5 protein-coding genes and 1 pseudogene are annotated in these 15,753 nt (G+C 59.9%); 4 read left to right on the plus strand and 2 right to left on the minus strand.

The window, feature by feature from the left end; all coding sequences use genetic code 11:
• Positions 1 to 67 precede the first annotated feature (67 nt).
• Positions 68 to 772: pseudogene (locus FHK92_RS03050) on the minus strand (mechanosensitive ion channel domain-containing protein); the annotation flags it as partial.
• 192 nt (positions 773 to 964) lie between these two features.
• On the opposite strand from FHK92_RS03050, the gene FHK92_RS03055 reads away from it, so the two are divergent.
• Entirely contained in the window at positions 965 to 2,311 is a 1,347-nt protein-coding gene (locus tag FHK92_RS03055) for a DEAD/DEAH box helicase (RefSeq protein WP_060738709.1), read from the plus strand.
• A 221-nt stretch (positions 2,312 to 2,532) separates the two neighbouring features.
• Here the strand turns inward: FHK92_RS03055 and FHK92_RS03060 are convergent, their stop codons facing one another.
• Positions 2,533 to 2,808, minus strand: a complete 276-nt coding sequence (locus FHK92_RS03060; protein ID WP_181286762.1) for a hypothetical protein — start codon at positions 2,806 to 2,808, stop codon at positions 2,533 to 2,535.
• 234 nt (positions 2,809 to 3,042) lie between these two features.
• On the opposite strand from FHK92_RS03060, the gene FHK92_RS03065 reads away from it, so the two are divergent.
• The 3 genes from FHK92_RS03065 to FHK92_RS03075 are packed head-to-tail and all read left to right on the plus strand — an operon-like array spanning position 3,043 to position 15,729.
• Positions 3,043 to 4,749: a ShlB/FhaC/HecB family hemolysin secretion/activation protein gene (locus tag FHK92_RS03065; RefSeq protein WP_181286763.1), complete on the plus strand. Its 1,707-nt coding sequence runs from the start codon at positions 3,043 to 3,045 to the stop codon at positions 4,747 to 4,749.
• A 22-nt stretch (positions 4,750 to 4,771) separates the two neighbouring features.
• Positions 4,772 to 15,334 (plus strand): two-partner secretion domain-containing protein, encoded by a 10,563-nt coding sequence (locus tag FHK92_RS03070; RefSeq protein ID WP_181286764.1) that lies wholly within the window; start codon positions 4,772 to 4,774, stop codon positions 15,332 to 15,334.
• Positions 15,335 to 15,336: 2 nt separating this feature from the next.
• On the plus strand, positions 15,337 to 15,729 hold the full coding sequence (locus tag FHK92_RS03075; protein ID WP_181286765.1) for a hypothetical protein: 393 nt from the start codon (positions 15,337 to 15,339) through the stop codon (positions 15,727 to 15,729).
• The last annotated feature ends 24 nt before the right edge of the window (positions 15,730 to 15,753 follow it).

The raw sequence follows: 15,753 nt of genomic DNA on the forward strand, positions 1-15,753 counted from the left end.
TTACAGAAGAGGTGTCTGTCCATTGAAGCTCAGCTCCGGGGTAACGTCAAATCACCGGAGTTCACACGTAGTTCTGCACTTTGACCGTGTGCAGCGTGATGTCCACCACATCGCCGTCGGCGCCCACCTGCGGCATCTCGATCCAGTCGCCGACCCGCAGCATGTCGTTGCTGGTCAACTGCACGCTGGCAACAAACGACAACAGCGTGTCCTTGTAGACCAACAGGATCACCGCCGACATCGCGCCCAGGCCTGACAGCAGCAGCAACGGCGAACGATCAATCAGCGTGGCGACGATGATGATCGCGCCGAACACATACAGCACCATTTTCGTCAGTTGCACATAGCCCTTGATCGAGCGGGTGCGCGCGTGTTCGGTGCGGGCGTAGACGTCCAGCAGGGCACTGAGCAGCGCACTGATGGCGAGCAACATGAACAGGATGGTGAAGGACAGCGCGACATTGCCGAGGAAAATCGTGCTGGTCTTGCTCAAGCCCGGCACCAGGTGCAAGCCGAACTGAATGATCAGCGACGGTGTCGTCTGCGCCAGCCGATGAAAGACCTTGTTCTGGCGCAGGTCATTGATCCAATGCAGGGCCGGTTGCCGGCCGATCAGCTTGGCGCCGTGCAGGATCAGGTAACGCGCCACGCGCCCGAGCACCAATGCGATCGCCAGCAGCAACATCAGCGCAAGGCTCGAATGCAGCAGTGGATGTTGATCCAGGGCGCCCCAGAAATCCTGGAGGTTGAGCCAGAGTTGTTTGATATCCATGGGCGAGGCGGTTCTTCTGTGAGCGCGATGGGGCGAATTAGAGCATTTAAGCGGCGCGAAGTGACCGTTGATCGTGAATCCAGTCGTCAAAACACGCTGATTTGCGGCCGTTTGCATAAAGAAACTCGGCCTTCGCGCTCGAAACCGTTACCCTATGCAGCTGTTTTTTTGCATTTCTTCGAGGTAGCACCCGTGTTTTCCCAATTCGCCCTGCACGAACGCCTGCTCAAAGCCGTGGCCGAGCTTAAATTTGTCGAGCCAACGCCGGTGCAGGCAGCGGCTATTCCGCTCGCGCTCCAAGGGCGTGACCTGCGGGTGACGGCGCAAACCGGCAGCGGCAAGACCGCCGCGTTCGTGCTGCCGATCCTCAATCGCCTGATCGGCCCGGCCAAGGTCCGCGTCAGCATCAAGACCCTGATCCTGCTGCCGACCCGTGAACTGGCCCAGCAGACCTTGAAGGAAGTGGAGCGCTTCTCGCAATTCACCTTCATCAAGTCCGGCCTGATCACCGGCGGTGAAGACTTCAAGGTCCAGGCCGCCATGCTGCGCAAGGTGCCGGACATTCTGATCGGTACACCGGGACGGATGATCGAGCAACTGAATGCCGGCAACCTCGACCTCAAGGAAGTCGAAGTGCTGGTGCTCGACGAAGCCGACCGCATGCTGGACATGGGCTTTGCCGAAGACGTGCAGCGTTTGGTGGATGAGTGCGTCAACCGTCAGCAGACCATGCTGTTTTCCGCCACCACCGGCGGTTCGGGCCTGCGCGAGATGATCGCCAAGGTGCTGAACAACCCTGAGCACCTGCAGCTCAACGCGGTCAGCCAACTGAATTCCACCACTCGCCAGCAGATCATCACTGCTGACCATAACCAGCACAAAGAGCAGATCGTCAACTGGTTGCTGGCCAACGAGACCTACGAAAAAGCCATCGTCTTCACCAACACCCGGGCCATGGCCGACCGCATCTACGGCCGTCTCGTTGCCCAGGAATACAAGGCGTTCGTGCTGCACGGCGAGAAAGACCAGAAGGACCGCAAGCTGGCCATCGACCGCCTGAAGCAGGGCGGCGTGAAAATCCTCGTCGCCACCGACGTCGCTGCCCGTGGCCTGGACGTGGATGGCCTGGACATGGTCATCAACTTCGACATGCCCCGCAGCGGCGATGAATATGTGCACCGCATCGGTCGTACCGGTCGTGCCGGCAACGACGGCCTGGCGATCTCGCTGATCTGCCACGGCGACTGGAACCTGATGTCGAGCATCGAGCGCTACCTCAAGCAGAGCTTCGAGCGCCGCACCATCAAGGAAGTCAAAGGCACCTACGGCGGACCGAAAAAGGTCAAGGCGTCGGGCAAGGCCGTTGGCGTGAAGAAGAAAAAGGTCGACGCCAAGGGCGACAAGAAGAAAACCGGCGCCAAGGCCCCGACCAAGCGCAAGACCGCCAACCGCCCGAAGACCGACGCTCCGTCGCTGGTCAGCAAGGACGGCATGGCCCCACTCAAGCGCCGCAAGCCAGAGGCGCCGGCGGCTGAGTGAGTTGGCGTTAACGCTTCATGAAAAAACCGGACCTTGGGTCCGGTTTTTTATTGGGCGAATTCCCAATCCCGTGGCGAGGGAGCTTGCTCCCGCTGGGCTGCGCAGCAGCCCCAAAAAAGCATCCCGTAGCTCCTGGCACACCGAGCCGCTGGCTTCAGGGCTGCTGCGCACCCCAGCGGGAGCAAGCTCCCTCGCCACAAAAGCGGGTCGTGCCCGACTGATCACTCCGCCTTCTTCTGCGCCTCTTCCAACTCCTGCAGGCGCTTGTCGATCAATTGGCACTTGTCCGGCAGATCCTTGCTGGAAGTCCCCAGATCCATGGCTTGCAATTCGTCATTCATTTCCTTGGCCTTGGACGGATCCTGCTCGGTGAGCTTGGCCACTTTATCCGCCAGTTGCTCGCGCTTGAGGGTGGCTTCTTCAGGCGTGCAGGTGGCCCAGGCGGGCAGGGCGCAGGCGACGGTGGCGGCGAGGGTGAGTTTGAGGAGGGTTTTCATGGCTCGGGCCTCGTATTCCTTTGTTGGGCGGGTAAAGGGTGGAGGCTGGCTTCGAAGGGAAAGTTCATTTAAACGACGGGGTTTCCGGTCTCAGGCGAGGGACTGTTGACCCACTGATTTCCGATGAGCGGCTACGTCTGGTGGCTTTGAAGGTGGGCGGTTAGTTGACGCCAAAATGATGGCTCATTAATATTGCGCCACTATTTTGATATCGTTTTTTTCGAGGGATCGAACATGTTCTCACCCGCCCCTTGGGCGAGGTTGTGCGTGGCTTTGCTGTGCCTTTCTCCGCTTTCCCTGGCTCATGCCGCGCCGACTCCCGGTGACACCGACCTGATCCGCGAACGCCAGAATCGCTTGCTCGAAGAGCAGCGCCGGCGTCTGGAAGAACTCAAGGACCTGCCGGGCAAGGAGGCGAAGCCAACCCAACAGACAGTCCCTGCCGATACCCGTTGCTTTCCCATCAAGACCGTCGAACTCAAAGGCGCCGACAGTTTGTCCGCCAGCGATCAGGAGCGTTTGCTCAAGCCCTACATCGGCCACTGCCTGGGCGTGCCGCAGCTCAACGAGTTGCTCAAAGTCATTACCGACCACTACATCGAGAAAGGTCTGGTCACCAGTCGTGCCTATTTGCCGCAGCAGGATTTGTCCACCGGGCATCTGAGTGTGTTGGTGGTGGAGGGACGACTGGAAGGCCTGAAGGGGGCCGAGAACAGCGGGTTGTCCGAGCGGGAATTGGCGATGGCGTTTCCCGGCAAGACCGGCGACCTGGTCAACCTGCGGGAAATCGAGCAACTGGTGGACCAGCTCAATCGCCTCCCTTCGAACCAGGCCAAAATGGAGCTGACCCCTGGCCAGAACGTTGGAGGCAGTGAAGTACGCGTCACCAACGATCCACAAAAGCCTTGGCGCGCCGGCCTGTCCCGCAGCAACGACGGCCAGCGCAGCACCGGCGAACAACAGTGGGGCACTCGTTTCGAGTGGGACAGTCCGCTGGGATTAGCCGATCAGTTGATGTTGCGTGGCGGCCACGACGCGATGACCGACCACCAGCACACCTCGAACAACGCCATGCTCTATTACAACTTGCCTTGGGGCTGGTGGAACGTCAGCTACACCTACAGCCAGAGCGAATACCGCTCACAGATCCCGGCCAACGGTTTCAATTTCAAGCAGACCGGCGACAGCCAGAACCATCAGTTGCGTGTCGAACGGGTGATCCACCGCGACGCGGTGAGCAAAACCTCTCTCAACACTGGCCTGGCCTACCTGCGTACCAACAGCTACATCGAAGACAGCAAACTCGATGTCAGCAGCAATCGCCTCAGCGAAGGCCAGTTCGGCATCAACCACGGTCGTCGGGTCGGCAACGCTTTCGTCAACCTGGATTTGGGCATGCAGCAAGGCATCGGCGCCTTCGATGCCCAAGGTGACGACGACCCAAGCCCTGGTCAGGCCAACTCCCGTTACCGCAAATACACCGCCACCGTGAGCTACCTGCAACCGTTTCAAGTGTGGGGCGAGTCCTTCAGCTTCAGCAGCCTGATGACCGGCCAGCGCAGCGAGGACGTGCTGTTCAGCCCCCAGCGCATGAGCCTGGGCGGGGAATCATCGATTCGTGGCTACAAGGATCAATCCTTGGCGGGGGACAGTGGTGGCTACTGGCGCAACGACCTGCGCTGGAGCCGTCCGGTGACCCTGGAATGGCTGCGTCCGGTGTTCGCCGAGTACGGCACCAGCCTGGGTTACGACCAGGGCGTGATCCGGGGCGATCGCTACAACGGCGACCAGCATGGGCGCATGTCGAGCAATTCCCTGGAGTTGTTTGCCCGCGGTCAACACCTGAGCGCCAGCATGACCTTCGCCCATTCCCTGGAACGCCCGGATGCCCTGACCGAGCGCGAAGCGCCGATCTACTTCCGCCTCGACCTATCCATTTAATCCGCTGCAACGAGACCCGATCATGGACGACCGCCATTACGCCTTCCTGACCCGCCAACCCTCTGCTGTCGTGGAGAGCCGTGAGCGGTTTCTAGGCATGCCCAAACGCGGCCTGGCGTTCCTGTTGGCCAACGTCATGTTCTGGCAACCGATGTGGGCCCAGGCGGACGGCATCGTGGTCAGCGCGCCGGGCACCGGACTGGACCGGGCGGGCAACGGCGTGCCCATCGTCAACATCGCCAAGCCCAATGGCAGCGGCCTGTCCCACAACAAATTCACCGACTACAACGTCGGCAGCAACGGCATCATTCTCAACAACGCCACATCCCGGACCCAGTCCACGCAACTGGGCGGGATCATTCTCGGCAACCCGAATCTCAACGGCACGGCCGCCACGACCATCCTCAACGAAGTCAACGGCGGCAACCCCAGCCAACTGCGCGGCTACACCGAAGTGGCGGGGCAGTCGGCCCACGTCATCGTCGCCAACCCGTATGGCATCACCTGCAACGGCTGCGGCTTCATCAACAGCCCGAAAGTGACCCTGAGCACCGGCAAACCGGTGGTGGAAAATGGTCGGTTGGATCGCTACCAGGTGGACCAGGGCAGCGTCTCCATCGAAGGCGCGGGGCTCAACGCGAACAACGTCGACCATTTCGAAATCATCACTCGCAGCGCCAAGATCAATGCCGAAATCCAGGCCAAGAACCTGACGATTGTCGCCGGTCGCAACGATGTCAATGCAGAGACTTTGAGCGCCACCGCTCGCGCCGATGACGGTAGTGTGAAGCCGGAACTGGCGATCGACTCGTCGGCGCTGGGTGGCATGTACGCCGGGGCGATCAAGTTGGTCGGCACAGAAGCTGGGGTTGGGGTGAAGCTGGACGGCAAGTTGATTGCCAGTGGCGGGGATATTCAGCTCGATGCCAATGGGCATTTGAGCATGGTCGATACCTCGGCCACGGGGGCGGTGAGCGTCAAGGCTGCGAGCGTTGATGTGCAGGGACCGGTTTATGCCGGGACGACGTTGAACGTGCAGACCCAAGGGGATTTAACCAACCGGCAGACGTTGGCTGCGCGCGATGGCATCAGCCTCAGTGCCGGTGGGCAGTTGAGCAACAACGGGATTATTGAAGCCGGGGTGAATGCGGATAACACGCGTAATGCCTCGGGGGATGTGAGCGTTACGGCGCAGAGCCTGAATAACAGCGGCAAGAGCATCGTTGCCAGTCGTCACCTCACGGCGAACGTTGCGCAAACGCTGAGCAACCAGGGCGGCACGCTCAGCGCCGGGCAAACCGCCACGGTCAAAGCCGGGACGCTGGATAACCAGAACAAGGGCCGGGTGCTGAGCAGCGGCGCGCTGAACGTCACCGCCGACAAGCTGCTCAACACCCAAGGCATCGTCAATAGCAACGGCAATCTGACGGCTGATGTCGGGCAGTTGAATAACCACGACGGCGAAGTCTCCAGCGCCGCCACCCTGACAGTTACCAGCGTCGCCCTGGACAACAGCAACGGCCTGCTCAGCGCCAAGGGCACCACTCGCGTCACCACCGGCGTGTTCGACAACACCGCCGGCGGTTACCTGGTCAGTGGCGACACCCTTGACCTGACTGCCACCCAAGTCAACAACGGCGCCGCCAGCCGCATTGCCAGCGACAAGGCGCTGACCGCCAGCGTCACCGGTCTGGATCAGCAGGGCGGCGAACTGTTCAGCAAGACCGCCTTGACCCTGGACCTGAACAACGGCCAGTTGAACAACCTCAAGGGCGTGATCAACGCACCGGTCCTGGTGCTGAAGAACCTAAAGGACGTGGACAACCGTGGCGGCGAAATGTCCAGTGCCCAGGCCTTCACGCTGGCGGCCCGCAACCTCGACAACCGCGACGGCAAGCTGATCAGCAACCAGGCGCTGACCCTGCGGATCGACCAGGCGCTCAACAATATCAAGGGGCTGGTTTCCGCCCAGTCCATCGACACCCATAGCGCCAGCCTGGACAACACCGGTGGCCTGATCAGCAGCCGTGGCGCGCTGGTCATGACCGTGGACGGCCAACTGACCAATCGGGACGCCGCGATCATTGCCGACGGTGACCTGCACATCGAGGCCGCGGACCTGGACAACGGCGCCGGCCAGATCGCCGGCAAAACCAACGTCACGGCCACTATCGACAGTGTGAACAACCAGGGCGGCCAGATGATCGCCCTCGGCGGATTGACGCTGACGGGCGCCTCCCTGGACAACCGCAGCGCAGGGCTGATCGGTGCGACCGACACGCTGACGTTGAACGTCGGCTCGATCGACAACCGTGGCGGCGAATTGTCCGGCCACGGCGATGTTGCTTTGACAGGCGACGCGCTGGACAACAGTGACGGCGGCCAAGTCATCGCCAACGGCGCGTTGGCCCTGACGGTTAAAGAAGTACTCAACCGCACCAAGGGCCTGCTGTCCGGCAAGACCGGCCTGACCCTGACCGGCGCGACGCTGGATAACAGCGGCGGCGCGCTGCTGACCCAGAAGAACCTCGGCGCTCACCTCGACGGGGACTTGAGCAACATCAAGGGCACATTGAGCGCCGAAGGTACGCTTGACGTCACTGCTGCGAGCCTCACCAACACCTTGGGCAGCGTTTCCAGTGCGGGAGTGTTGGCTCTCACCCTCGATAACGCCCTCCTTAACCAGGGCGGTCAAATCGTCACCGATGCCGGCCTCACCCTTAAAAGCGCGAGCCTGGACAACCGCAACCTGGGCAGCATCAGCGCCAAGCAAGCGGTCGTCGTTGAAACCGGCGCGTTCGACAACAGCCAGGCCGGACAGCTCAGCAGCGGCACGCACCTCGATCTCACCGCAAAACAATTGACCAACCAGGACGGCGGCCGCATCGCCAGCAGCGGTGCGCTGACCGCCAGCGTCACGGGCCTCGATCAGCAGGGCGGCAAGCTTTTCAGCAACGCGTCGCTGAGCCTTGATCTGAACCAAGGGCAACTGAACAACCAGAACGGCTTGATCAACGCACCCTTGCTGATGCTGAAAAACCTCAAGGGCGTCAACAACGCCGGGGGCGAAATTTCCAGCGCCCAGGCGTTCACCCTGGCCGCGCAAGACCTGAACAACGACAACGGCAAGTTGTTGAGCAACCAGGCCCTGACCCTGCGCGTCGATAACGCGCTGACCAACCTAAAGGGCCTGATCGCCGCCGCCGCGCTGGACGTCGAGGCCGCCAGCCTGGACAACAGCGCCGGCACCCTGACCAGCCGCGCCAACCTCGACCTGAACGTGTCCGGACCGCTGATCAACCAGAGCCAGGGCCTGATCAACGCCGCTAACGCCTTGACCATCAGCGCCAGCGATCTGAATAACCGTCAAGGTTCGTTGCTGGGCAGCGCCATCGCCATCGACTTCGGTGCCGCCACTGGCGATCTGAACAACAGCGCCGGCCTGATCACCACCGCCGGTGTACTCAGCCTCAAGCACCTGCGGGACCTGGACAACCAGGGCGGCGAAATCTCCAGCAGCCAGAACCTCGACCTGACGGCTCGCGATCTCAACAACAGCGCCGGCAAGCTCATCAGCAACGGCCTGCTGACCGTCAACGCCCGCGACGTCATCAACCAGGGCGGCCTGGTGTCCGGTTTCAAAGGCATCGACCTGACCGCCGCAAGCCTGGATAACCGCAACGCCGGCACCCTGTCGAGCCGCGACGAAGACGTCAGCGTGACCTTGAGCGGCGCGCTGCTCAACAGTGCTGACGGCGCATTGGCGAGCAAGAAAAAACTCACCGTCACCGCGGCCAGCCTCGACAACCGCGGCGGGATTCTCTCCAGCGGCACCGACCAGACCCTGACCGTCACCGGCGGTGTGCTGAACAACGCCCAGGGCGGCTTGATCGACAGCGGCGCCGCGCTGGTCATGACCGCCATGGCCCTGGGCAACGTTGGCGGCACGGTCAACGCACAACAAGCGTTGACGTTCACGGGCACCACCCTGGACAACACAGGCGGCAACCTGAGCGGCAATGCCGCCGTGACCTTTGATCTGCTCGGCGCCCTGACCAACACCAACGGCAAACTCGCCAGCGCCGGCCCGCTGCGGGTCGAACGCGCCACGCAGGTCGACAATCAGGGCGGCCAGATCGCCAGCCAAGGCCTGCTGACCTTGCTCATCGGCGGTCTGGACAACCGCAATCGCGGCACCGTCGCGGCCAATGACGCGCTTATCTTGACCACTTCCGGTGCGGTGCAAAACAGCGCCGACGGCCTGATCTACAGCCAGAACGGTAATGTGCAAATCGACGCGGCCAACCTCGTCAACGGCAAGGGCACCGTGCAGAGCCAGGGCAACCTGACCCTGGTCGTCAATCAAGACGTCGACAACCAGAGCGGCCGCATCCAGGCCAAGGCCGGTGACCTGAGCGTTGAAGCGCGCCACCTCGACAACCGTGGCGGCGTACTCGCCAGCCTCCAAGGCCTGCTGAAAACCGACCTGACCGGCGTGCTGAGAAACGGCTACGACCTGAACAACAACCGCCAGGGCGGCATCACCCAGGCCCAGCACCTGAACCTGATCGCACTCGGCGGTCTGGATAACTATGGCGGACGCATCTCCGCGCAAACTGGCGATGCCGTCATCACCAGCGGCAACATCGACAACCGCAACGGCGGCCTATACGCCAAAGGCAAGGTCAACGTCACGGCCAACAATTTCGACAACAGCGGCGACAACGACGGCCAGATCGCCGGCAGCCAGATCGACCTGAACCTGACCGGCGCCTTGAACAATCGCCTGGGCATCATCGAAAGCGACAGTACCCTGGCGATCAAGGCCGCGAGCCTGGATAACCAGACGGGTCAGATCCGTGCGTTGGGTACGGGTGGCAAGACCAACTTCCAGATCGGCGGGTTGTTCGATAACCGCAGTGGTGTGCTGGAAAGTGCCAACACCGATCTGAGCCTGGGAGTGGGCAACTTGCTCAACGCGGGAGGGAGCATCCTGCACGTCGGCAGCGGCAACTTCGGCATTGCCACTAACAACGTCGTCAATGCGGGGGGCAGTTTTGTCACGCGCGGTGCCTTGACCCTCAATGCTGATAGCTGGACCAACACCAGCGTCCTGCAAGCCGGCACGCTGAACGTCAATGTCAATAACTTCACTCAGACCGCGACCGGCCAATTGCTGGCGACAACGGCGTTTGTGGGCAGCGGAGTCAACTGGCGCAACGACGGGCTGCTCGCCAGTGACGGTACGTTGGTGTTGACGCTCGGCGGGACGTACTCCGGAAGCGGTCGAATGACCAGTCTCGGTAACCTGACCGCTGGAGCCGGACAGTTAGAGTTGGCTGACGCCGCAAGCATCGCGGGCGGTGCGACAACTGTTATCAACGTTGGCGGGCAATTGACCAACTACGGGCAGTTGTCATCAGCCAATGATTTAAGCGTGACGGCCGCTGGCGTCAGCAACTATGGGGCTATAGCGGCCTCTAGAGATCTAACGGTTACAACCCAGGCCCTGCTTAACGCGCAGGCTGCGGATGGCAGCCGTGGTTTGCTCTTCAGCGGGCGGAATATGGGCCTGCGGACGACGTCCTTTACCAACCGTTATGCCGATGTTTACAGCCTGGGCAATCTTCTGGTCAGCGGAGTCGCGTCGGGTACTTCGGCTCAAAACGTACTGAACAGCTCCGCCAGCATTGAAGCCGGCGGGGATATCAGCATTGCTGCTGACAATATCGTGAACCAGCGCGACAAGTTCAGCATGGCGCAGCAGATCACAAGCGGTTACATGACGATCTGGTGCGTCCAGCATTGCGACGGGCCGGATTCGCCACGGGTACGTGGCCCCGTATTTATCTACAACACCGTTGAAAGCGTAGTCAGCGAGGACTCGCCGACCGCGACACTGGTTGCCGGACACAACCTGACCGTTAACAGCACGGACTTCCGCAATCAGTACAGCGTGATGTCGGCAGCCAATGATCTGTCCATCACCAGTACCAACATCACTAATCAGGCTGCGCTCTCGGCTTCCGGAACGTCCGGCCATGAAGTGGGCGCAGGTACCTGGATCACTGGCGAGTATTTCTATCGACTCATTGATGAGGTGCGCGATTACGACAGGAAACACCCGCGCTCCGGACCGTTCGATCCCGTGGCGTTCAACGAGCTGGTAGGCAAGTTCGATCCCTCCCTGTTCTATGGCATCAACGATCCCATCGCGGTCCAGGCCGATGGGCAATCGGTCGCCGCAGCCATCATCCAGGCGGGCGGAACGGCCAAGCTCACCGCCTCCAACGACATCAGCAGCGTGGTCGTGCAGAACACCTCCGCGTCCGTGAGCGGGCGCTCCACGAATACGAATGTCTACAGCGCGACTCAACCCTCCGTTGTGCTGCTTAATCGCCAGTTGCCCCCCGACCTGTCTCAACAGCAGGTCAACCCCGTAAGCCTGCCCGGATTCAGCTTGCCGAGCGGGCAGAATGGCCTGTTCCGGCTGAGCGGGCAGGGCGGTAACACGTCGGCTGCCAGCGGACCGCAGAACTGGTCCTTGGGCAACGCGAGCCTGAACCCGGCCCAGCGCCAGCAAGCGCTGCCCGTCGGCCAAGTGCGAGATCTCGCGCTGGGCAGCACCACGCAACCGTCCGCCAGCAACATGGACCTGGCAATCGATATCGACACGGCGGGCGGACGAACAACCGACCTCACGGTTAATCGGGTCCAAGGCCTGCCCACCCGCACCGTGACGGCCAACCCACACAAATATCTGGTTGAAACCAATCCGTTGCTCACTGACCTCAAGCAGTTCATGAGTTCGGATTATCTGCTGCAGAACCTCGGCTACGACCCGGACGAAAGCGCCAAGCGCCTGGGTGACGGCTTCTACGAACAGAAGCTGATTCAAGAGGCGGTGATTGCCCGCACCGGCCAGCGTTTCATCGACGGACAGACCTCCAACGAGGACATGTTCAAGTACCTGATGAACAACGCCATCGCCAGCAAAACAGAGCTCGATCTGTCCCTGGGCGTCAGCCTCACCTCCGAACAAGTAGCGGCCCTGACCCACGACATCGTCTGGATGGAAAATGTCGAGGTCAATGGCGAGCAAGTCCTGACGCCGGTCCTGTACCTGGCCAACGCCAACAACCGCCTCTCGCCCAATGGTGCCTTGATTCAAGGCAACAACCTCAACCTGGTGGCCGGCAAGAACCTGGAGAACGTCGGAACGCTGAAGGCGACCAGCAACTTGTCGGCTTCGGCGGGCGAGAACCTGGTCAACAGCGGCCTGATGCAAGCCGGTGAACGTCTCGACCTGCTGGCCGGAAACAATGTCATCAACAGGGCGGGCGGCATCATCACCGGTCGGGATGTCTCGGTGACCGCGCTGATGGGGGACGTGGTCAACGAGCGCACGGTGACGTCGTCACAAATCGCCTACGGCCAGGTTCAGGATCGCAAGGATTTCGCCGACAGCGCCGCGCGCATCGAAGCCGCCAACGACCTGAGCCTCTCGGCGGGCGGCAACATCAACAACATCGGCGGCGCACTGCAAAGTGGGCGCGCCATCCGCTTGAATGCCGCAAACGACGTCAACATCGTCGCTGCGCAGACCGTCGACAACCTGATCCGCGACGTCAACCGCAACAGCAGCACCATCACCCAGTACGGCGCCAGCGTCACTGCCGGGCGGGACGTCTCGGCGGTGGCCGGTCGTGACCTCAACGTCGTTGCCAGCCAGATCGATGCCAAGCGTGACGTCGGCATGAGCGCCACCGAGAACGTCAACATCAGCTCGGCGGCGGATGAAGAACACTTCTTGTACAAGAGCAAGAAGCTGACGATCCAGGAAGACCATGTCCAGCAGGTCAAGGCTGAAATTACCGCCGGTGGAAACGTCGCCGTGGACGCCGGCAAGAACCTGACGATGGTGTCGAGCCGGATCGCTGCTGGTGACGAGGCCTATCTGGTGGCGGGGGGCAAGCTGGGGTTGCTGGCGGCACAAGACAGCGATTATTCGCTGTATGACGAAAAGAAAAAGGGGAGTTGGGGGAGCAAGAAGACTCAGCGTGATGAAGTGACTGATGTGAAGAACATTGGGAGTGAGATCACGACTGGGGGCGATCTGGTCATCAAGAGCGGGGATGACCAGCGATATCAGGTGGCGAAGCTTGAAAGTGGCAAGGACATCACGCTGGACAGTGGCGGTTCGATTACCTTCGAAGCCGTGAAGGATTTGCATAAAGAGGACCACGCAAAAAGCAAAAGCAGCATGGCCTGGAGCTCGATGTCGGGCAAAGGCAATACCGACGAAACACTGCGCCAGACGCAGATGGTTGCTGCCGGTGCCATTGCGATCAAAGCTGTCGACGGGTTGAACATCGACATCAAGCAGGTCAATCAAGAAAGCGTCCATCAATCGATCAAAGCCATGGTCGATGCGGACCCGCAACTGGCGTGGTTGGCCGAAGCCGAGAAGCGCGGCGATGTGGATTGGCGCAAGGTCAAGGAAGTCCACGACTCTTATAAATACAGCCACTCCGGCATGGGGCCGGCTGTGCAGATGATCATCGCGATCCTTGTCGTCTATTTCACCGCGGGTGCTGCCAGTGGCTTGATTGGCACTATGGCCGGAAGCACCGCTGCTGCTGGTTCAGGTACAGCCTTTGCCGCAGCCGGAACAGCCACCGCATCAGCGGTGGCCGGTGGCGCGGCAGCTGGGTCAACCGTGGCCGCCGGTTGGGCGAACGTGGCGCTCACGGCTATCGCAACGGGGGCTGCGAGCAACGCCACCACCAGCTTTATCAATAACGGTGGAAATCTGGGTGCCGTATTCAAGGATGTCACTTCTTCGGATGCCTTGCGCGGTTATGTCGTGTCTGGAGTAACGGCGGGATTGACGGCCGGAATCTTCGACAAGATGACCAATACCACCACATCGGTGGAAGGAGCCTTGCCAAACGCGGGCAAAGTTGTTGCCCAAGGTGGTTTATCGAGTTTGGAAGGCATAGGTCGGTTCGGCGCCAACCAACTGTTGCAGAACGGTACCTCAACCTTGTTGGACCGGGCGCTTGGTGGTGACAGCCAGTTCGATAACGCCCTGCGTAGCAGTTTGGCTAATACCTTTGCTGCGGCGGGATTCAATCTCGTTGGGGATCTTGGCAAGAAATTCGATTTGAAAGAGGGGGGACTCGCCAAGGTTAGTTTGCACGCGGTCATGGGCGGACTGGCCGCTGAGGCGGCTGGCGGTGACTTTAAAACCGGCGCGCTGGCTGCGGGTGCCAACGAGTTGTTGATTGATAGCTTGGCCGAGCAGTACACCGGGATGACCAAGGAGCAAAAGGACAGGCTTCTGGTGATGAACTCCCAAATAGTTGGTGTGCTTGCAGCCGCCGCGCAGGGAGGGGATGCGAAGAGCCTTCAGACCGGGTCATGGGTAGCGGGCAGTGCAACTTCCTATAATCGCCTGTTGCATTCGGCGGAGAAGAAAGCGCTCGCCGACGAGGCCAAGGCTCTTGAAGAGCAGGGCAAGCCTCAGTCGGATATGTCTTGGGAAGAAGTACTGCTTCTTGCCGCCAATGCTCAAGTGGATGCCACCGAAAACGCACGGCTGAAGGCACTTGTAGACAGTTTCCCCCCCGGCAACCCTGAAGGCCAGCACCTTGCGCAAGACGTGCTGAAGGCGACCGAGAGCATTCAAGGATTGGCTGCTCAGAACATTGCACTCACGTGGAGTGATGGCCGCACAATCGTCGCCAATGGTGCCGAGGTGCATGCGTTTCAGGCGACGACTACTCAGTTCGTTGACTCCGCCTTGTTCAATACCGCTTCCCAATGGTCCAGCAACAACAACTGGGCCAATGACCCCGAGATTGTTCCCACGGCTTGGAGGGAGCAATTCGGTGGAGACGCCGTCACTTATCTTAGGGAAATCGCTGGAGTTTCCAGTAGCCGACAAGAGTTCGACGACTTGGTGCAAAGGGTTTCAACTATAGTCGGCGGTGGGATCGAAAGGGTTACCTGGGATTTGGATGCTGCGCTTGCAGTTACGGGCGCGCCTGCGGTATTAAGGGCCTTGCTGGCTAGGCGGCTTGCTGCGGCTGGTGTTGATGGCGCAGGTGGCATTGCTATTGCGCCTAAATCTATTCCGTATGAACCAAAGGGGACGGTTGTTCTACAGGGGGATGCCCCTGTTTGCGGCCCCGCTTGTGCTGCAATGACAATTACTGATGAAACGGGTGTATCTATCAACCTCGAGGGTGCAATTGGAAGCTTTGTAAACGGGATCAGGCCGACCGGAGTGAACACTTTGGAATTGTCGGATGTAATATCTAAGGCGGGAGTTAAAAATACAATGTACACGACCATGCTACCGGAGGAGTTAAATAAGGCGCTGCAAAAAGGATCAAGTGTCATTGTGCAAGTTCCAGCTGGGCAGGGGAGGCATTTCATAATTGTTGATAGTGTCAAATCGGTTGATGGTGTGAATTATTATATGACCCGAGATCCGCATGCCGGACCAAGGGGCGTCCAGCAAGGTTTGTTGGATGGAGCGATGTCAAACGGAGTTAACGCTATCGTGATCGGTAAGTAATAATGAATATCGAAGGGGTTGTTGATCTGGAAGGATGGCTGGTTATCATCGACTACAGGCTGTTTCTCATACCGGAGTCGTACTCAGATGATTACGAAGTTGGTGAAAAAATTGAAGTGTCCAATCCTGAAATAATATTTTCGGTAGTGGACAAAATTCTTCCTTTGGCTGGAGGAAAAAGCTTTATATTTCATAGGTCAAAAATTTCAGGGGCTTTAATAGAGGGGGTGTCAAAAAAAATTAAGCCCTTTGAGTTATCTGTCGAGGAAAGGGGAGGGGACTTCGTAGCTATAGACGTTGATGATCATACGATTGAAAAATATAAGGCTAGGTATAGAGACTTTCTTAACGCCGTTGGGGGGGGGGAGTCGGATGACTGGTTGGATTATTTATAGAGAGAAAAGGGGACAGATTTATTT

It is taken from the genome of Pseudomonas brassicacearum subsp. neoaurantiaca, assembly GCF_013608025.1.
Classification (GTDB): Bacteria; Pseudomonadota; Gammaproteobacteria; order Pseudomonadales; family Pseudomonadaceae; genus Aquipseudomonas.

Excerpts from the sequence above, each read along its gene's own strand:
- FHK92_RS03065 (WP_181286763.1), top strand. The coding sequence starts at position 3,043 with ATGTTCTCACCCGCCCCTTGGGCGAGGTTGTGCGTGGCTTTGCTGTGC.
- FHK92_RS03070 (WP_181286764.1), top strand. The coding sequence starts at position 4,772 with ATGGACGACCGCCATTACGCCTTCCTGACCCGCCAACCCTCTGCTGTC.
- FHK92_RS03075 (WP_181286765.1), top strand. The coding sequence starts at position 15,337 with ATGAATATCGAAGGGGTTGTTGATCTGGAAGGATGGCTGGTTATCATC.
- FHK92_RS03060 (WP_181286762.1), bottom strand. The coding sequence starts at position 2,808 with ATGAAAACCCTCCTCAAACTCACCCTCGCCGCCACCGTCGCCTGCGCC.